16 protein-coding genes are annotated in these 20024 nt (G+C 34.7%); 7 read left to right on the top strand and 9 right to left on the bottom strand.

Features of this window, described 5'->3' with window-relative positions:
• Positions 1-85 precede the first annotated feature (85 nt).
• The 3 genes from TERY_RS20150 to gyrA form a co-directional block, all read right to left on the bottom strand.
• On the bottom strand, positions 86-1483 hold the full coding sequence (locus TERY_RS20150) for an extracellular solute-binding protein (RefSeq protein WP_011613522.1): 1398 nt from the start codon (positions 1481-1483) through the stop codon (positions 86-88).
• A gap of 114 nt (positions 1484-1597) precedes the next feature.
• On the bottom strand, positions 1598-3310 hold the full coding sequence (gene lnt / locus TERY_RS20145) for an apolipoprotein N-acyltransferase (RefSeq protein WP_052845880.1): 1713 nt from the start codon (positions 3308-3310) through the stop codon (positions 1598-1600).
• 387 nt (positions 3311-3697) lie between these two features.
• Positions 3698-6355, bottom strand: a complete 2658-nt coding sequence (gene gyrA / locus TERY_RS20140; RefSeq protein WP_011613520.1) for a DNA topoisomerase (ATP-hydrolyzing) subunit A — start codon at positions 6353-6355, stop codon at positions 3698-3700.
• Positions 6356-6709: 354 nt separating this feature from the next.
• Here gyrA and TERY_RS20135 point away from each other — a divergent pair, with 354 nt between their 5' ends.
• Together TERY_RS20135 and TERY_RS20130 are read left to right on the top strand one after the other, a co-directional pair.
• On the top strand, positions 6710-7636 hold the full coding sequence (locus tag TERY_RS20135; RefSeq protein WP_011613519.1) for a histone deacetylase: 927 nt from the start codon (positions 6710-6712) through the stop codon (positions 7634-7636).
• Positions 7637-8142: 506 nt separating this feature from the next.
• Positions 8143-8364: a hypothetical protein gene (locus TERY_RS20130; RefSeq protein ID WP_011613518.1), complete on the top strand. Its 222-nt coding sequence runs from the start codon at positions 8143-8145 to the stop codon at positions 8362-8364.
• A 72-nt stretch (positions 8365-8436) separates the two neighbouring features.
• On the opposite strand, the gene TERY_RS33675 is transcribed toward TERY_RS20130, so the two are convergent.
• Entirely contained in the window at positions 8437-8613 is a 177-nt protein-coding gene (locus TERY_RS33675; protein WP_155994520.1) for a hypothetical protein, read from the bottom strand.
• Positions 8614-9479: 866 nt separating this feature from the next.
• On the opposite strand from TERY_RS33675, the gene hppD reads away from it, so the two are divergent.
• Together hppD and TERY_RS20115 are read left to right on the top strand one after the other, a co-directional pair.
• Positions 9480-10541 (top strand): 4-hydroxyphenylpyruvate dioxygenase, encoded by a 1062-nt coding sequence (gene hppD / locus TERY_RS20120; protein WP_011613517.1) that lies wholly within the window; start codon positions 9480-9482, stop codon positions 10539-10541.
• 889 nt (positions 10542-11430) lie between these two features.
• On the top strand, positions 11431-12240 hold the full coding sequence (locus tag TERY_RS20115; protein WP_011613516.1) for an SPFH domain-containing protein: 810 nt from the start codon (positions 11431-11433) through the stop codon (positions 12238-12240).
• A gap of 54 nt (positions 12241-12294) precedes the next feature.
• Here TERY_RS20115 and TERY_RS35435 read toward each other — a convergent pair whose 3' ends face one another.
• From TERY_RS35435 to TERY_RS20100, 3 genes are all read right to left on the bottom strand, one after another.
• On the bottom strand, positions 12295-13539 hold the full coding sequence (locus TERY_RS35435) for a glycoside hydrolase family protein (protein ID WP_011613515.1): 1245 nt from the start codon (positions 13537-13539) through the stop codon (positions 12295-12297).
• 540 nt (positions 13540-14079) lie between these two features.
• A complete protein-coding gene (locus TERY_RS37515; RefSeq protein WP_370495938.1) occupies positions 14080-14241 on the bottom strand; it encodes a hypothetical protein in 162 nt (53 codons plus the stop codon).
• A 637-nt stretch (positions 14242-14878) separates the two neighbouring features.
• Entirely contained in the window at positions 14879-15169 is a 291-nt protein-coding gene (locus tag TERY_RS20100) for a glycoside hydrolase family protein (protein WP_011613514.1), read from the bottom strand.
• 670 nt (positions 15170-15839) lie between these two features.
• On the opposite strand from TERY_RS20100, the gene TERY_RS20095 reads away from it, so the two are divergent.
• From TERY_RS20095 to TERY_RS20085, 3 genes are all read left to right on the top strand, one after another.
• On the top strand, positions 15840-16562 hold the full coding sequence (locus TERY_RS20095; RefSeq protein ID WP_011613513.1) for a pyridoxine 5'-phosphate synthase: 723 nt from the start codon (positions 15840-15842) through the stop codon (positions 16560-16562).
• A 33-nt stretch (positions 16563-16595) separates the two neighbouring features.
• Entirely contained in the window at positions 16596-16937 is a 342-nt protein-coding gene (locus tag TERY_RS20090; protein ID WP_044137869.1) for an MgPME-cyclase complex family protein, read from the top strand.
• Positions 16938-17586: 649 nt separating this feature from the next.
• Positions 17587-18267: a hypothetical protein gene (locus TERY_RS20085; RefSeq protein ID WP_044136948.1), complete on the top strand. Its 681-nt coding sequence runs from the start codon at positions 17587-17589 to the stop codon at positions 18265-18267.
• Positions 18268-18363: 96 nt separating this feature from the next.
• Here TERY_RS20085 and TERY_RS20080 read toward each other — a convergent pair whose 3' ends face one another.
• On the bottom strand, positions 18364-18819 hold the full coding sequence (locus tag TERY_RS20080) for a divergent PAP2 family protein (protein WP_011613510.1): 456 nt from the start codon (positions 18817-18819) through the stop codon (positions 18364-18366).
• A 9-nt stretch (positions 18820-18828) separates the two neighbouring features.
• Entirely contained in the window at positions 18829-19770 is a 942-nt protein-coding gene (gene crtE / locus TERY_RS20075; RefSeq protein ID WP_370495934.1) for a geranylgeranyl diphosphate synthase CrtE, read from the bottom strand.
• Positions 19771-20024: the final 254 nt, after the last annotated feature.

Raw genomic sequence — 20024 nt, 5'->3', positions numbered from 1 at the left:
ATTAAAAAAGAACCTACAATTTGGATCAAGAGGCTTTTTTTCCAAAAGTGCATCATTTAATACTCTAATTTTTAGCTTTACTATATTACCTTTCATTCTGAGTTTTTGACTGAGCAAATATTTCTTTAATTTGATTAATAGCTTGGTCTGTTGCAGCAGTTGGTGATAAGCCTTCAATTAACACTTTTGCCATGGCTTTTCCCCAAATATTTTCTGAATCTATTTGAGAATAAGCTGGGTTGATAGAATTGTGAAGTAAACGAGTCTGAGATTTAGTAAATTGTTGAGAAGCAACAGAAATATGGGGATCTTTTATATTACTCCAAAAAGGGTCTTTCCAGAGCTTAGGCATAATTGGAAAATAACGACCTTTTGCACCTTTAATATAAGGTCCTAAATTATCTGGTTTTACTAAGTATGAAAGAAAATTTTTCGCCAATAATGGATTAGGAGAAGATGTAAAAATTATAGGTTCTTTGACAGATACTAAATATGTTGGAGCACCTCCATTAGGATTATTCGGAAACTCTATAGTTCTCATTTTATTTAAGTAAATTTCTTCATCTTCTTGTTGAGAACCAGGAATTGACATACTTGGATTAATTGTCATTAAAGTATTCTGATTGAGGAAACTAATATTATTATCAGAATTACTCCAGTTAACTGCTTTAGGTGGCACATACCCATTTTTATAAAAGCTAGTATACCAGTCTAAAATATCAATAATTTTTTGTCTTATTTCTGGTTTATCGACTTGTAATTTTCCCTGTTTATCTACTATTTGTAAATTGTTAGCTTCCAAGATTTGTTTAAATATAATGTAAGTATCTGTACTATTAATAGACATAGGCAAACCTAAAGCATAAATATTATCTTGACCTTTTTCACGCAAAACTTTTTGTGCCTTTTGCCAAAACTGCCAAAACTCGTCCCACTCTTCTGGTATTTCTTCACCCAAACCAGCTTCACTAATTAAATCAAGCCAGTAATGAACATGGAGAGTTTGCTGCATTATTGGCACAGTATAATTAGAAGATTTAGACTTAACTTGGTTGTACAAATAAGAAGAGTTCAGTGCAGTTGTATCATAGGATTTTTTTACAGGCTTAATTACATCTGAAACATCTACTAATTTTCCTTCTCTAGCCCACTGGGGAATTAAAGTAAACTCTGCTCTTTCGGAAAAGAGAATATCAGGTGTTTTACCTACTTCCAAAGCATCAATAGCTGCTTGTAATATATCATCCTCACTGAAAAACAAAAGTTTAACTTTGTTATTTGTTTTTTCCTCCCAGTCAACAACTACTTTTTTAAGAGCTTCTTCTTGCTCCGGATAGTATCCTCGATTCCACCAAATTGTTAATACTTGATCTGATTGAGGCTTTTGGATATTATCCTTATTTGGATTAACCCTACAAGTAACTAATATTAAAGCAAGTATAAATAACCCAATTAATTTACATAATTTACTCTTCGTAATCATATTTTTTTCTCAAATATTTCAGTTATATTATTCACTTTTTGTTTAGTATTGTGATTTAATATTTAATTAACTATTAAGCCTATATTTATTGTATTTTAGCAGAAGTAGATTATTTTATTTTAACCATATAATTATTTTTGTGAATACTCCTCCTAAGACCAATAGTGGTGTCAACCAATCACCCAATTTGACATATAAAGTTTGGGTCTTGCGCCTATAAATTCTAGCTGTATGGGTTACATAAGTATTAATTTCTGATAGCCAAATTGTTCTACCATGGGGATCTACAACTCCAGAATAACCTGTATTTGTTGCTCGTACTGTCCATCTATCATTTTCTATAGCTCGAATTACATCTTGAGCATGATGTTGAGCTGGCATTGTAGAACTATAATGAGCATTATTAGCAGCAGTTAAAATAAATTCTCCTCCTGCTAATGTTTGCCTTTGAAATACTTCGGAAAAAGCTGAATCATAACAAATTCCGACTATAGCTTTTCCAAAAGGTGTGTCAAATATCTGGTCTATTTTTCCTGGTACTAAATTAGCATCTAAAGGTGAGAGTCTATCTATTAACTTTCCTAACATTTTATTAAAAGGAATATATTCTCCTAGAGGTACTAATTTGATTTTGTCATAACGGCTGAATATTTCTCCTTTACTATCAATAGTAAATAAGCTATTTGTCAGATTATTCTTCTGTTTGCCATAACCTCCTACCCAAACTACTACTCCTTTCTCTAAAATTGCTTGATAAAAAGAAAGGAATCTAGGATTATTTTGATTTGTCCATAAAAAAGGTAAAGCTGTTTCTGGAGTTAATACAGCATCAATATTTTCCTTTGCTAACTCTTTATATCCTTGAGTATAACCTTCTAAAGCATGATACCAACCTCCGGAATTAAGCTTAATTTCATTGGGAATATTTCCTTGAATAATTCCCACCTTTAAAGCTGCTGTTGATTCTGAATTTAAAGGAGTATTATATAGACCAAACCCTATGATATGGAACAATATTAAAATTATTATTGGAACCAGGAAAAAGTAAGAAGGAGTAAGGGATACTAAATCCTGTTTATGGAGCATTTTTTGATCATATAGGGAACTTGAGATATGAGGGGTTCCGGAGATGGTTAAAGAGGATTTAAAAAATTTACCTTTTGATAACCAGATTTGGTATAAAAAGGGAAACTTAGTCAATAAGTTTGGTAGCTCTGAATTATTTTGTTTTTGACCAAACATAATTTGACCAAACATAATTTGTTGAAAATTTGGGGAATTTTGACGTAATTTTCCTTTAATAAAAGCTTCCCCAAATAAAGCATTCACTGTTACAATAGCTGCAGTAATTGTAATTGGCCCTGATAATCTACTAAGGTGTAAAATTACTAAATTGTGATTGCTCTGAGTAAAAGCTAGAGAAGTCCAATAAAGATTTCCTAAACTCCAAATTTTCTCTAAACAACACCATATAGTTATACTTAATAAAATTCTAGTAAATGAGGATATTTTATCTGAGAAAGATATAGGAGCTAAAAATCCAAATAAATAAGCCCAAATAGCAACTAAAATTGCTCCCCAAAGGGTGATAAAAATCCAACAAAATAGAGCGATCGCTAGACTAGCTAACCAAGGAATTCCTAACCAAGTCATAGGATGAATTCCAGTTATCCAAAACAAAGCTAAACCATGATAACCTATTCCCCAAGCTAAACCTAATAAAAATTTATTAAAAGGTTTTTCCTGTTGAATTACTAATACCCAGAGAGGAGCTAAAGCTACCCATCCAAGAAACCATGCACCAATAGGTGCTGTGGTCATTCCCATTAGAATGCCACTAATAAATGTTATAAATAAGTAGGTAAACATAAATAAATTATCTGAGGAATAGGCAAGGAAATTCTATGGAATTTCAGCAGGTTGTAATAAACAAAAGAATAATTAAAATGTTGCTAGTAAATTTTAGGTAATTTAGAGCAGTTGATGGGAGAAAATAATTTTATTATGACTAATTAATGATACTTAATATAATCAGTTTAATTAGGTAATTATAGGTAATTAAACTATCGCAACTTGATTTAAAAAAACAGTATAATTTAGATTATAATTTGCTGTTTCTGTTAGCCTAATGGCTGACAGACTAACAGCTAATGCCTGAATGGCTAAATTGCAAAAGATGTATCTTGATGTGCCAACCCAACTACAAACAAATGTTTATTCTTCCATATCTTCTTCTGTTTCCACTACTTCTGCTTCCATTATACCTTCTTCTATTTCTATTGTTTCTTCAGTTTCCGTAGCCGGAACTAAAGCCACCTCTGCTATAGCATCTGCATCATCAAGTTTTTGTACTCTAACTCCTGTAGCACTACGAGATTGAATAGAAATAGCATCTATTGCTTGACGAATAATAATTCCCTTTGCAGTAATTATCATCAACTCTTCTGACTCATTTACTACTCGCAAAGCAGCTACTTGGTCTTGTTTCTTTTTCTTCTGTTTAAACTTAGTAGCAATACGACCTTTGCCACCTCTATTTTGTAAAGTAAATTGAGAAACTGGTACTCGCTTTCCATAACCATTTGTAGTAATAACTAATACCCAAGATCCTATATTGTTAGTGGCAGTAAATTCATCACTTTCTACCTCTTCTATTTCATCAGTTTCTATTTCTAACTCTTCTTCTTCTAATTCTAAATTTTCTTCATCTATATCAGCAATATTTTCTACTATTGAACTAGGTAAAATATCCATACTAATTAACTCATCACCTTTGATAAGTTTCATAGATTTTACTCCTCTAGTATTTCTACCTAAAGGACGCAACTGTTTATTATCCGTTCTAAAGTGAATTGCCATTCCATAACTAGAACCAATAATTAGACTATCATCAACTTTAGCTCTCCTTACCCACCTTAAACTATCACCTTCTCCAAGAGAAATAGCTATTAATCCATTAGAACGAATATTAGCAAATGCGGATAAACTTGTTTTTTTGATATATCCACCCTTAGTCAGCATGACTAAATATTTGTCATCAGTAAACTCAGAAACAGCCACAATAGAAGTAACTTTTTCATCTCTAGGAATTGGCAACATTTGCACTATTGGTACTCCCCGAGCAACACGAGAACCAATAGGAATTTGATAAGCATTTAGACAGTAAACAACTCCCCTTTGGCTAAAGAATAAAATACTGTCATGGTCATAACAACTGAGAAAATGTTCAACTACATCATCTTCTTTCATTTTAGTGCCAGATTTACCGCGAGTTGCTCGACTTTGAGCTTCAAAGGAATTAACTGGCATCCGCTTAATATAGCCTTGTTCTGTTAATAAAATAATTGCTTTTTCATTGGCAATTAAATCTGTATCATCTAGCTCTCCTTCTGCTAGTTCAATAACAGTTCTTCTGGGAGTTGCATGACGTTCTTTAATTTCTATAGCTTCAGTTTCGATAATTTCTAGAATGCGTTCTCGTTTAGCTAATATATCTTGCAAATCAGCAATTTTTAGTAGTAATTCTTCATGTTCTTTTTGAATTTTTTGTGCTTCTAATGCTGTTAATCTTCTTAACTGCATTTGTAAAATTGCATCAGATTGAACTTCAGATAAACCATAATTTTCGATTAATTCTTTTTTAGCATTAGGGGTATCAGCAGCATTGCGAATTAATTGAATAATTTCATCAAGGTTATCTAAAGCAATTAGTAAACCTTGTAATAAATGATCTCTTTCTTCAGCTTTTCGCAGCTCATATTCTGTTCTCCTAGTAATAGTTTCTACCCTAAATTCTAGGAAAACTTCTAGGTATTTTTTCAGAGTTAATAACTGGGGTTCAGAATTTACCAGTGCTAAAACATTGGCTCCGAAATTTGCTTGTAGGGGAGTTTGTTTGTAGAGATTATTCAGTACAACTCTGGGATAAGCATCTCGTTTAAGTTCAATAACAATACGCATTCCATTGCGATCGCTCTCATCCCGGATATCAGAAATACCCTCAATTTTTTTGTCATTCACCAATTCAGCAATTTTTTCAATTAATGCTGCTTTGTTAGTTTGGTATGGTAACTCGGTGACAATAATAGCCTCTTTGTCAGGGCGACCTCGTTGTTCAATAGTCTCTATTGTAGCAACACCACGCATGGTGATGGAACCGCGACCAAGGGTGTAAGCATCCCTAATACCTGATTTACCTAAGATTTGAGCCCCTGTAGGAAAATCAGGACCGGGAATATGCTGTATTAATTCGTTCTCAGTTATTTCTGAGTTGTGAATTAGAGCTACCAAACCATCAATCAATTCTCCCAAATTATGGGGAGGAATATTAGTTGCCATCCCCACTGCAATTCCAGACGAACCGTTAAGAAATAGTTGTGGAACACGAGAAGGGAGTACCAACGGTTCTTGTTGAGAACCATCAAAGTTATCGGCAAAATCTACTGTTTCTGAATCAATATCCCGCAGCATAGCATCACAAGTTAGCACTTGCAGACGACATTCGGTGTAACGCATCGCAGCCGGAGGATCATTATCTACAGAACCAAAGTTACCATGGCCTTGAATTAATGGAGATCGCATTGAAAAATCTTGAGCCATTCGCACCAAAGCATCATACACTGCTGTATCACCATGGGGGTGGTATTTACCCAGTACTTCTCCTACTACACGAGCGCATTTCCGGAAAGGGCGGTCTGGAGTTAAACCTAGTTCATGCATAGCATAAAGTATGCGACGATGTACAGGTTTGAGACCATCTCTAGCATCTGGCAACGCCCGACCTACGATGACGCTCATAGCGTATTCTAGGTATGATTGGGACATTTCATTGCGCAAATCTGTTGGTACAATTCGTGATTCAGAAGTAGTCATATAATGAAAAACTCCATTAAATTTATAATTAACTAGGAATAAACCAAAAAAATCTAATTTTGTTCGATTAATTTTGATATATTTAGAAAGTTATTTTATATTTAAAACTATAGCACATTTTGTCTGCATCTTTTCATAAAATTTATCAGAAATATTTCAAGATTTTTAATTAAATATTAATTTTAAATCTTGATATGATTACAATAAAATAGGACTTATGCACCCAAACAAAAAATCGGACTTATTGCCTTGATTACTATTTTTTAAGAAATTTCTGTAAATCAACTCAGTTTCTGCATAAGTCCTATCAAGGTTTCATCAAATGGGACAATTTCTAATATCTAAAATTAAATTATGGTTTCTGTTATTTACTCCGATGAATTTCTCGAACATAAAACTGGTATATTACACCCAGAGCGACCAGAACGTTTAACTGCAATTGTGACAGCTCTCAAAGCCTTTCCTGATAATGGCCAACTGCAATGGCACTCACCTACCCCAGTACAACAGCGTGATTCATTATTGATGACACTGCTAGAAAAAGTTCATTCTCGTAGTCATATTAAAGCAGTGGCAGAAATAGCTGATCATGGTGGAGGTTTTTTAGATACAGATACACCAGTTTTTGTTAAAAGTTATGATGTGGCATTGTTAGCGGTAAGTGCTTGGTTAGATGGAGTAGATTTGGTATTAACAAATAGGAAACCTACTTTTGTTTTGGCAAGACCACCTGGACATCATGCTGAAAGCAGACGGGGCATGGGTTTTTGCTTATTTTCCAATGCTGCGATCGCCGCTCATTATGCCCTAGAAAAACTAGACATTAACAAAGTTGCCATTCTCGACTGGGATGTACATCATGGTAATGGTACTCAAGAAATTGTAGAAACTAATGAGAACATAGCTTACTGTTCTCTGCATCAATATCCCTGTTATCCTGGAACAGGGTCTGCTGAGGAACATGGTTTTTACAATAATGTACTAAATCTGCCTATGTCGCCAGGTAGTACAATAGCTAATTATCAAAGGGCTTTCAAGGAAAAAGTCATCCCCTTTTTAGCTAATTTTCAACCAGATTTATTGATTGTTAGTGCTGGTTATGATGCTAACCATGACGACCCATTAGCAAGTATTTCTCTACAACCAGAAGACTATAGATTATTTACAGAATATTGTTTGCAAATAACCCGCAAGATATTATTTGGTTTAGAAGGTGGTTATGACTTACCCAGTTTGTCTAAGTCAGTATTAGAAACAATAGAAGCTTGTTTAGTGAATTAAAAGTAGGGAGTAAATGACCGAATAAGATATTTAGAACTTACGGACTCCCACGGCCGGTTTCTCAGATTATATAGAATATGTTCATAAAATTCCTATTATAAAAGTTTTTTATGATATTTTTAAAAGCTATTTATTTTTTAAGTTTGCGTACAAGGAACTATCAGGTTTGTCATTACCGCTTAAAAATCGCGATCGCCGAATCCTTAAAAATTAATTAAGTTTTTATCCTAATAATCGTTATCTAATTAGAGACTGTTTGTAAAAAAAAAGCTAAAGATGCCCATGAAGAAGTATTGAAGGTAGGAAAATAAAAAAAACTTAGCCAGGGCTCTAAACCACCGCCACTGGGAACTACTCGAACCTCTGCTACCGAAACTTCTCTCAACCAGGGCCCAAAGCAAATACTAATCTCACAGAAGTAGTAAATAGTATATTCTATATCCTAGATCCTTTACTCTGGTTATCATTGGGGTTCTTTCTCCCAGAAGCTACTACCTTGGCAAACTGTGTCAAAAAAATTTCGTAAATGCCACGGATATGGTATTTGGGAACAAATTAATAATACTCTACGGCAAGAGAGAAGAGTCAAAGAAGCACGACATCAGGAACCTACTGCAGCAGTTGTTGATTCTCATAGAGTAAAAACAACAGCAAAAAGGGGGAGGTATATGGCTATGGTGGTTGTAAAACAGCTAAACTCCTTAAAAATCACCCTTAAAGGTAAATAATTATCCATTACCAATTAAGTCTGTGTGACGAATGGTGATAGGAAGCTCCCAATTAAACGAAAGATATTTTAACTATTGTTTACCTAGAAATTCTCTATCTCCTGTTAGGTATGCTACTCGCTCCTTACCTAATAAGGCAGAAAATTTCTCCATTACATCTATTCGTTTAGTAGTTTGGAAATTTCCTTTTTTCAGCAAAATATCCCAAATTATCGGAATTACCAAGCTCTGAGCAACAATTCCTAACAACAGAATGTTGTATCTATGTTTTCCAAGCTGCCATTGAGTTCAGTAATTACTCAAAACCCATTTTTGTGAGCAGTTCATAATGGCAATTACAGTCTGGAGGAACTCTCTGGTATCTATGTCAAAGTGAGGGAACAACCTTGGTAATGGTTTGTAATTAGAACTTACTTGAGCATTAGATGAGAATGAAGTTGCTATTTGTACTTGGTTAATACTTTTGACTTGAAATATGGCCTAGATAAATAAAGGGATAAATTTGATTCTGGCTCCATGGCAAGAAAAGTTGTAATTTAGAAGTTTTTTGTAGTAAAATGATGTTATTTTAATATTATTGATATTCATATTTCATGGACATTATGGTTTTTAAGTTCTATGAAACCTTCTCTTATTCTGAAAGTCAAGCTTTTTGTCCTTTGCTTAGGATTTACCTACTGGACTAATACAACTAGTTTTGGCATTATATCCTTGGGAGCGGTTTCATATAATCTATTAGTTCAATCTTATTTATTTGAATTATAAACCCACCCCCTACTATTCCAAGATTTTAGCCGTTTTACTCAACTACTACTTAAAACCTATTAAACTATTAAGCATTTAAACAACTTATTGTAAATTTTAGGACAATAGATAAATCCTTACTGTACAAAACTTTCGCTTTAATTGGTTGTTATTAGAATAAGGAATCTAAATAGTTAACAGCTTACCTAATATAGCAGTACAAAAAGACTTTGGGACACTTGAAAACTTTTAATTCTCCAAAAAGGTTGTTGAGGAATCTCAAAATGTCATAACGTTAGCAGGTAGCGCTATACTTGTAACAATATTTATTTTCTCCAAATAATATTTTGATTGAATAATAAAAGTTGATTATGCAGTTCGATCACATTCATTTCTACGTTGAAAATGCTATAGAGTCCAGAGACTGGTTTAGAGAAAAATTAGGTTTTAAAGCCATTGCTTCTAAAACCAGTCAACATACCCAGAAGGAAATTATTAACAGGGGTCAAGTATATTTTGCCTTATCTTCTGCCATCACACCAGCAAGTCCTGTTACCAATTTTCTGAGCTTACATCCTCCCGGAGTCGCTGATGTAGCTTTTCGAGTTCGAGATATTACCTCAGTTGTGGCAAATGCGGCAGCTAATGGAGCAGAAATTTTGCAACCTATTCAGGAAAACTTAAACGGTTTAAAATGGGCGAAAATTTCTGGATGGGGAGACTTAACTCATACTTTGATAGAAAAAATTGATGATGCAAAAATTTTGAATTCTACTTCTCAACTTTCTACGGATCTTATGGTGATCGATCATGTAGTTTTAAATGTAGCTAAAGACAATTTAGAACCTGCTTTCAATTGGTATCATCAAATTTTCAATTTCCAACCCCATCAAAATTTTGACATTCAGACAAATAAATCAGGTTTGCGTAGTCTAGTGATGATACACCCAGAGGGAGAAGTCAAATTTCCTATTAATGAGCCTACATCTGATAGTTCTCAAATTCAGGAATTTTTGGATGCTAATTCTGGTGCGGGAATACAACACATTGCTTTACATACAGAAAATATTTTGGGGGTGGTCGGAGAGTTGCGATCGCTTGGTTTACCTTTTTTACAAGTTCCAAAAACATATTACTATAGTCTACAAACAGAAGCATTAAGTCATCTATCAGAAACTGACTGGCAGAAAGTTCAAAATTGTCAAATTTTGGTAGACTGGCAAGAAAAAATACCAGGAGCAATGTTACTACAAATTTTTACACAACCAATATTTAACCAACCAACAGTATTTTTTGAGTTTATTGAACGTAAAGTTGTTTGGGTAAATGGTAAACAAATTCAGACACCAGGTTTTGGTCAAGGTAATTTTCAAGCTTTATTTGAAGCTATTGAAAGGGAACAAATGAAACGAGGTAGTTTAAGAAAAAATTAAAAATTAAAGGTAGGATGGATTAATAGAACCCCATATAAATTTACTATATAACCCTTGAAAATCTATTTATCAATGCTTTAAATTACACTAATTAAGATGGATATCAAAGTAGTGTATACATCAGGACTTATGCAAAGATAATATATACAGGGTATGACCAATTAGACTATCTTCATTATCTGCTTTATGGGATACGGCTAAAACCACGGGGAGCGATCACTATAACTGTATCATCAAAAATTAGATATACTTCTTCCTGTTTTATTAACAATTTATTCTTGGGCATTTAACCATAAATTTTGCGATTTCAAAGTTTCAAAACTTCAAATAATTAATTGTATCAGAACTCACTTTTTCCAGATAATTAGCCAAATTTGTCATAGTAAAATTTGTGTAAAATGAGAGTAAATACTGACAAGAACCAATATAATTCAAATTCATTGTTTCCAAATACTAAAGAATAATTTGATTCTCTAATAATTGAAATATTTTGTGTAGTTAATCATTACACTTTATCATAATTTAGATTGGAAAAAATCATAGAAATATTGTCACTGGAATGGGAGTCATATTGAACTACCGAAAGCAGCAAATTATATCTAATTTCTCTAGTATAGCCACAAATTACTACGCTACATATATTGTTTTTGCCTAATTACTGCCCATTAATTAGTAATAATAAAAATGCTTTTCTCCCATCAATTGTTACCTTTTTCCCCAGTACCTAAAATTTTCCCGGGGTAGTTATTCAAAGAGATGTGAGCTAAAAGCAACGTTTTTAACAATTCCTTTACAAATAGGGAAAAATTTTTGTCTCTAAAATTCTACTTCCTAGTCTCAAGAAAATGCTAGGATTAAGAAAATTAACCATTATTCTCAACCCTAAATTATGCTCCAATATATTATTCCTGTGATAGCAACCGCAATTGTTAGTTATACAGTTAACTCCTCAGTAAAAGTTATTAGCCAAGGGGATGAAGCGTTAGTAGAACGCTTAGGTAAATATAGACGTACTTTAAAGCCAGGACTTCAGTTTGTTGTACCCCTAGTAGAGAGAATAACTTATGTTGATACAATTCGTGAACGAGTTTTGGATATTCCTGAGCAGTCAGTTATTACTAATGATAACTTGACTTTGAAAGTAGATGCAGTACTGTACTGGCAGATCATAGACATAGAGAGAGCGTATTATGCAATTGAAAATGTAGAAAATGCTATTCAAGAAATTGTTTTAACTTCTCTGCGTTCTCAAATTGGTCGCTTGCCATTGCGACAAGTTTTGTCTACAAAAGATGATATTGATAAAGCCTTGCTGAAAAAATTAGATGAAGCAACTTATAACTGGGGGGTAAAAGTGATTCGTGTTGAGATTCAGAATATTGTTTTTCCTGAAAAATTGCGAATAGCGATGGAGTCGGAAAGAGTAGCTTTAAGTCAGAAGCAAACTGTTCTTTCTAAAGCTCAAGCAGAGGCAGAGTCTATCAAGCTTCTTTCTGAAACTTTAAACTTGTCTCCAGACAGTCCGGAATTTATAAAATTTCTGATTGCTCAAAGATACATAGAAATTAATCATAAATTAAGTGAAAGTGCTAATTCTAAAGTAGTATTTATGCACCCGAGGACTATGTCAGAAGGAGTGGGTGAATTAATTGGAGAATATCCTGATGATGGTGAAATAGAACTAAAAAAAGTTGATTAATATCAACTCAAAAGCGAGGTGCGAAGCGCCAAGCGTAACGCACCATAATCTTAACTAAGGTTTAGGAGAAGTCCCTAATTTCCAGTCAACATAAAGATCCCGTGGATCTGTATCCCTTAACCAAGTAATAAACCTTTTATAATCAGCTATGTTGTAAGTAGCTATACAACCAACAGTACCAGGAGAACCATAATTTCGATTCCAGTCAATATGAATTTCAATCGCGCTTCTTTCAGTTGTGCCAGGTTCTATATAGTCTAAGGGAACTGTTACAGGGCCAATACCACTTTGAAAAATTTGACCATAATAATTATCTTGACCATCAGCCCAAATAATATCATTAATGTACCACTTTCCCTCTGGTAATGGTTCTCCAGTCATTGCCCGACTCCGAGCAGCGGTACGGAAAAATTGCCTTCCAGGGGCACCGCAACAAACTTCTAACCTGTCCTCTAGCTTGCCACTTTTAAAATAGTCTAAGTGAAGTACATAACATCCATATCTATCTTTACGACTTGTCTTTGTTAATAGTAGATAATTTTTCTTTGACGTGGGTGGTAAGACGGGAGGTTTAGGTAGAGGATCTCCCCATAATTTTTTCCAAGTTATGGACTCTACTGTTGCATTATCTGTTGTGATTCCAAAATAATCTTTTTTAAAATCAATAACTGCAAGCTCAGTTTGCCTACCAAAAATAGCATCAAGTTCTCCTAGATAATAACCTAAATCCTTCAATCTCTCTTGTAAAATTTTCACATCACTACCTTCACTCCCTCGCACTAGTACACGATTGAGTTTTGGAAGTTTATCAGAATTATATATATCCGAAATTTCAAAAACTGAAATTCTTTCACCAGGAGGAATTCGTTTATTACCAGGAGCAGTGACATAATACCTAGCATTTTTATACTGAGGAAAAACATTAGCCAATAACTCTTTATTAAACTTTTCTAGAGTTAAAATTTCTTCTACTTTACCCCCATTCCAAGCTACAACTACAGTTTTCTTATTTTCATCACGATATCCTTCTAACCAAGTTACTTTATCTTGTTTGGAAATTTCATCTTCTAAAGGTTTTTTCTCTCCTCCAGCTTTAAGAAATAACCTCTTTTCATCAGCACGACGAGATACTAAACCAGGTAGTGATTGCTTGACACCATTAACCACCCCATTTACCCAACGAGAAAATTCATTAGCTGCTCCTTGATAATCTCCTTGATTTAGTTTTTTTAATAAGGTACTACTTTGAAATGCGCCAGTTCCTACATTGTTAAACTCAGCAAACCCATTTCCGATCACTCTTTATAGTGTCTGCTGGTCTTCAAAACCGTGCGTGAGACTTTCACCTCACACGGCTCCTCTCTTAAACGCCCCAATTAAAAGGTACATCCCCACCTTAGCGCCAACATATTGTCAACCCACAGATAATCATCAAGTAATTCCTGTAGCCTTGTTTTTAAATATGTTTTCTTGTCTAAAGCAGTTTTAGTATCGTGACAATGTCGGTGCAACAACTGTTTATTCCTCTATATATTGTCACCACCTTTAGACCTAAACATTAATAAGCATTAAATAGTCCAATTCAATTAGGTCAGTTGGTCTAAAAGTTAATCCATAAGATGCGCATTTATTCTTTTGCCAATTTAACAGCATCGTAACTTCTTTCCTTACACCAGAATATTTACTAATTCTGCTAATCGAATCAACCAAGTTAAATCTCTGCATTGGAGGAAGCTTTTTAATTCAGTTCATACCAGCAGTTTTCTTCCCCGGGTCTACCTGTATCACGGGCCTAAAAGCTAGGGACAAGGAGTAATAACTTTTGGTCAGAAGTTTTTGCTATTTACGCATCTTGGGGATTTTGCCACGGCTGGATGCTATGTAAATTAACTTTTGCAACTTAGATACATTCTTCTGGGCCCGTTTCCCATCAATATCTCTCCAGCTGAAATTAGGATTAATACTAATTTGGGACAGTGTATCGTCTGTATCCCATGCCACACTTAAAAAGAGATTAGGATTACCATTATGTCTTTTTAGTGTTTTAGCTTTATTCATTGCTAGTTGTTACCTCACATTACGTCTAACAGTGGGTACGTCTGCATAGATATGCTTTTTACCCAATCCTACTCTCCCTAAGACCTACGACTAAGTGCGTAGATTAACCTTGAATGGCTTCCTAAGTTCTCGACCCATATTCTTAGGTGTCTTGGGGAGGTTTTCTCGTTCCCTTATGCCTTTATTACAACTGATTTAGTGGGGTAAAATCTCCCGGAGGGTGCGTATTGGTTGTTGATATAGACTCTTATATATCTATACCCATTAACCCTCTAACTTTCGTCCTACATTCCATAGCTACCTTCGGAATGGCCATCTTTTACGAGAGTTTTATTACCTTCCTATTCGTCCACTTGTCAGTCTCTGCTAGCGGTATTTTCGTTGGCAACTATTATCTTCCCGCATTTAAGCCAGCTTCGGAGATTGATGTTCAGTCTCTACTCCGTGGCCTATGCTTTCTACCCAACAACAAGGCGGTGGAATTTCACCACTAAGGACATAAGAGTTTTCACAGGTTGAAGTTACTCACTTCATTTAAAAACCTGGAAGGCTTGCTATAGCTGCTTTTAAGCAGTTTTTACTAGCCAACGAGTCGCACATAAGAAAAAGATACTAGAGCATCAAATTGGTTTTGATTAACAGGAACTTTGATTAATTTAGAAATTTCTAGTGCTATTTTCTTACATTCAAAACCCAGATATCCTTCTGCATCTCTTTCTGAAATTCTATCTCCTAGACGAACTTTTTCTCCATTGGGATAACGAATGCTTCCATACCCAATAGTTGCTATTCCTACTGGATCTATATAAGCATTCAGAGAAAATCCTTCCCATTTTTTGATTAAATCTAGGCAATTTTGTGAGACTTGCATAATTACAGTTCCTAATTTACAACTAAATAGTTAACATTTTTATTAATTATTAAGCTTTGATACCATAATTAGAGTTATTGGTAATTTTGGAAAACAAATAGCTAAAACCCTTATCAGTTAAAGTTTATAGCACTTTTATATCCAAGATCATAAAAACTTTATATAGTAAGCTTTTGAGCATTTTAAATTTGCCCACACCAAACAACTCTATTAATAAAAATGTTAATTAGCTATAGCTATATTTTTCATTTCAATGTCTTAATTATTAAGAAAAAGTATTTTCCAGATTTTACCAAAAACAAGTAGTTTTTAGTTTGAACTAAATTTATGAACCTGGCTTTTAAAATATTCTAATAATTTTCAGCCTACTCTTCAAGAGCAAACTACAAGACTAGGGGCAGGCTTGATACTCAAAATTCCTTAATTAGAACTTATTAAGATTATCCACCAACTACCTCAGTTTCTGTAACTTGGGAAATCTCAGAAAGCTTGTAGTAAGACTTACACACACACAGATTTGACTTCTTCCGGTGGCTGCGCCGACGCACTCGCTTCAACCGATCCAGAAAAGGTTCCCTTACCCCTTACACCGCTGTACCTAAATAGGTATTTTGGGAGATGTTTTATATAATAGGGATATGATGCTTAAATTAATCAGGAGAAGAAAAAATTGCCCACTCTTGGCGTCAATATAGATCATGTTGCTACAATTAGACAAGCGCGACAAACTGTAGAACCTGACCCGGTAGCAGCAGCAGTTTTAGCTGAACTAGCTGGTGCTGATGGCATTACTGTCCATCTACGGGAAGATCGTCGCCACATTCAAGAACGAGATGTCCATATTCTCCGACAAACAGTGCAGACTCATTTGAATCTCGAAATGGCCCCTACTGATGAAATGGTGGCGATCGCTCTGGAAATTAAACCGGACTATATTACTCTGGTACCAGAACGCCGAGAAGAAGTGACGACAGAAGGTGGTTTAGATGTAGCAGGAAATCTCTCCCAAATGAGGAAAGTTGTAGCCCAGTTACAAGGAGTGGGTATTCCTGTGAGTATGTTTATTGATCCCGAAAGACTACAGATAGAAGCTTCCGCCCAAATTGAGGCCAAGTTTATTGAACTCCATACAGGATCTTATGCTGAAGCTAAAAATGAGGCCACACGCCACAAAGAATTAACTATTTTGGCAGATGGATGCAACATAGCTATTAATCATGGTCTTCGGGTAAATGCTGGACATGGCCTCACTTATGAGAATGTTTATTCAGTTGCTTGTCTAAAAGGCATGGAAGAACTCAACATTGGTCATACAATTGTTTCTAAGGCGGTACTCGTGGGTATGGAGCGAGCTGTCCGTGAAATGAAGCTTGCTATTAATGGCAAGTTCTAATTACTAATTTCAATTTATAAAAAATTGATGCAAATGAAAACTTATTATTACGTCTTAGCTAGTAAAAAATTTTTACTTGAGGAAGAACCCCTAGAAGAAGTACTCAGAGAGCGTACAAGAGATTATCATGAGAAGGAAAAAGAAATTGATTTTTGGTTAGTTTCTCAACCTGCTTTTTTAGAAGCTTCTGATCTAGCTAACATCAAAGAAAAATGCCCTCAACCAGCAGCAGCAATTATTTCTACTAATCGTCAATTTATTGATTGGTTAAAATTACGCTTAGAGTTTGTAATTACAGGAGCATTTCAAGCACCCTCAGAAACTATTCCTGAACCTTTAGCTTCTAGTATAACAGCTTCTGGGAAAAATTCTTAAGTTCTAAACCATATGAAAAAACCAGATTAAAAATTGCGAAATTTTATGGTCAATTTAGAGATAGGAGAAAAGACTTTTTGCATAAATTATGAACCAATATAATTAATGAAAACCAAATTTGTAAAGGAAGATTTGAATGTTCATGGAATAATGAAAAAGTGGTACGATAAAAAAAGTGGTACAACTCTAGGACGATGATATTCGCAAGAGAGTTCACACCAAAATACCGTAAATTATCCAGAAATTAGTAGGCTATGTTGGCAGCCCATAGGCAGATTTCTAGAAGGAAAAGCAGAAAAATATGATTGTGATTTTATAGTAATTATTTATATAGATGGGAGCTAATATCTCAAGCTTGCTTTTATAAATAAATGTACTAGTTAATCCTTGGACATATTTCTTTCCGAAGAGCTTTACTTTTTATGTAGGGAAGCTCAAGGGAGACAAAAAATGGACGTGGAGAGAAGCATCACCAGCACCATAATACTCAACCCACTTCCTTAAGGGGATGAGTTGAGGTTGGTGCATTACTCTGTATTAGTGGAACTCATGAGTAAACAAAACCTGAACCCACTGAAGAGCTTCAGCCTAGTAGTAATCTTCCTGCCCAACAGCTGGGGAGGGTGTCAATATTAACCATTCTTTCGCAATGATAAATACTCAACTGCAATTGAATAGATCTTGGTTGGGGAAGCTAACAACAATGATCGCCTTAACTTTTTTATTCTTATCATTTTTGACAATTGAGAATAAATATGCTAAAGCAATTGATGATTGCCAATCCCCTGCTAGTAATGAATACTTATTAGTAATACTTACAGAGACAACAGTAAATGAAGATATTCTTCGCCAAAGTTTACCAGAAGATATTAGAATAGATATATGTAGTTACATTGACCAGACAGTTAGTAGTATCCGAGGCTTTGATGACGAAGATGTGGCTAATGATTGGGCTAGCTACATTCAAGACATTTTAGGATTTCCTGCTTATGTCGTTAAACCAAGGGAAGAGAAAACATCACGTAATGAATCTTTACCAGTACTTCCAGAAGCAGGCTATAACCCTCAACCTTTAGGTAATGGTTTTGCTGTTTTAGTTGATTATAATAATCAACCAGAAGTAGCTTTAAAATTACAAAGAAGCTTAGGGCGTAACGTAGGTTTAGCTGCTTATGGGCAAAAACCTTTTTTATTAGTAACTTATACAAATAGAGTTGGAGCCGCAACAAATAGTATGGTTAAGTTAAGCAATCGCGGATTTTTAGCTTTTATGGTAGATAGTAGTAAGGTGACATTAATTAGTCCTAGAATTAAACTACAGAAATTTTAAGGATAGTGAGGTACAGTTTAATATCAATCTCTATTTCCCATCTTCCTAAACTCGTTAAACTTTGTACCTCTAAAACGGCAAAATTGTTGTCAGCAATTAATAATTGAAACTAGCCACCCAAGACACAGCCACTCCTAGACAAAAACCTACTATTACCTGCATAGGAGTATGACCTAATAACTCTTTGAGACGGTCTTGATTCAAGTGATGGTCTTCTTGGAAAAATTCATCTATAATTTGATTAAGAATTCGTGCTTGTAACCCTGCTGCTTGACGAACTCCTGCTGCATCATACATGACTATAATTGCAAATACTAAAGCCAGGGCAAACTCTGGAGAACCCCAGCCTTTTGTCTGAGCTACTCCTACTGCTAATGCTGCCACAAATGCAGAATGGGCACTAGGCATTCCTCCACTTGTGAATAAAACTCGTAAATTAATCTGGCGATGTTGAACTAACTCTACCACTATCTTCAAAAATTGAGCCATCAAACAAGCCACGAGAGCAACCCATAGAACATAATTGTCCATTATTTCAGCAATATTCTGCATATTATCCCCCTAGTTACTACGGCTGATAATAAAATCTGCTAAGGCTATTAGTGGCATTACTTTGTCTCCAAAAACTTCTAACTCTGCCTTGGCCTTTTCAACTAGTTTTTGAGCCTGAAACCGAGATTTTTCTAATCCCCAAATGACCGGGTAGGTTGCTTTTTTAGCTTCAATATCCTTTCCAGCAGTTTTCCCTAGCTCTTCTGTTGTAGCAGTAATATCGAGAATATCATCAACTATTTGAAAAGCCAAACCAATATTTTGAGCATAGCGTTCAAGTCTGTATAAATTAGCTTGGGACACATCCGCAAGTATTGCTCCACAGACTACACTAGCTTCTAAAAGAGCTCCTGTTTTATGAGTATGGATAAAATGTAGGGTTTTTTCAGATACCTGTGAAATACCTTCAGAAGCTAAGTCCACTACTTGGCCTCCAACTAAGCCTGCTGCTCCGGAAGCTTTTCCCAACCGAGCAATAACTTGTAGAACTTGTTTTGGTAGTACATTCTTAGTTTGAGTGACTACAAACTCAAAAGCGTAACTTAATAAACCATCTCCTGCAAGAATTGCGATATCTTCACCATAAACTTTATGATTTGTAAGTTGGCCTCGGCGATAGTCATCATTATCCATTGAGGGTAAATCATCATGGATCAAGGACATGGTATGGATCATCTCCAATGCACAGGCAGTAGGCATTGCCATTTCTATATTTCCACCTGATAATTCACAGGTCGCTAAACACAAAATTGGACGTAAGCGCTTACCGCCTGCTAATAGAGAATAGCGCATTGCCTCATAGATTTTCTCTGGATAAACTATTTTGATAGAATTGTCAAGAGCTTTTTCAACGAGAGCTTTTCGCTCTACTAAATAGTTAGATAGGTCAAAAGTTGTATCTATTTGAAATTGAGGGAGCATGGGATTAATTAGATTGCCAGTATTTGGCATTAGCATCATAGATTATACACTATTGTTTTCTATAATAGAGAATAGGGAATAAGCTAAGAAACAATATATTTATTACAAAGATCGTTACTATAATTCTAAGAGAATAAATCAGTAGCAATAAAAAAAGAAAAAAAATATTTTGAGAAGGTAATAGGGAATATTATTATTAATTTGTAGGATAAAAAAGGTTTTTGATTACTTTAGTTTTTGTTACACATAGATTAAGAAAGAGTAGGGAATGGGGGAAAACACAA

Origin of the sequence: Trichodesmium erythraeum IMS101, assembly GCF_000014265.1 — a bacterium.
Lineage (GTDB): Bacteria > Cyanobacteriota > Cyanobacteriia > Cyanobacteriales > Microcoleaceae > Trichodesmium > Trichodesmium erythraeum.
Note: the sequence above shows the minus strand (reverse complement) of the source record. Positions and strands in the feature narration are given on the sequence as shown.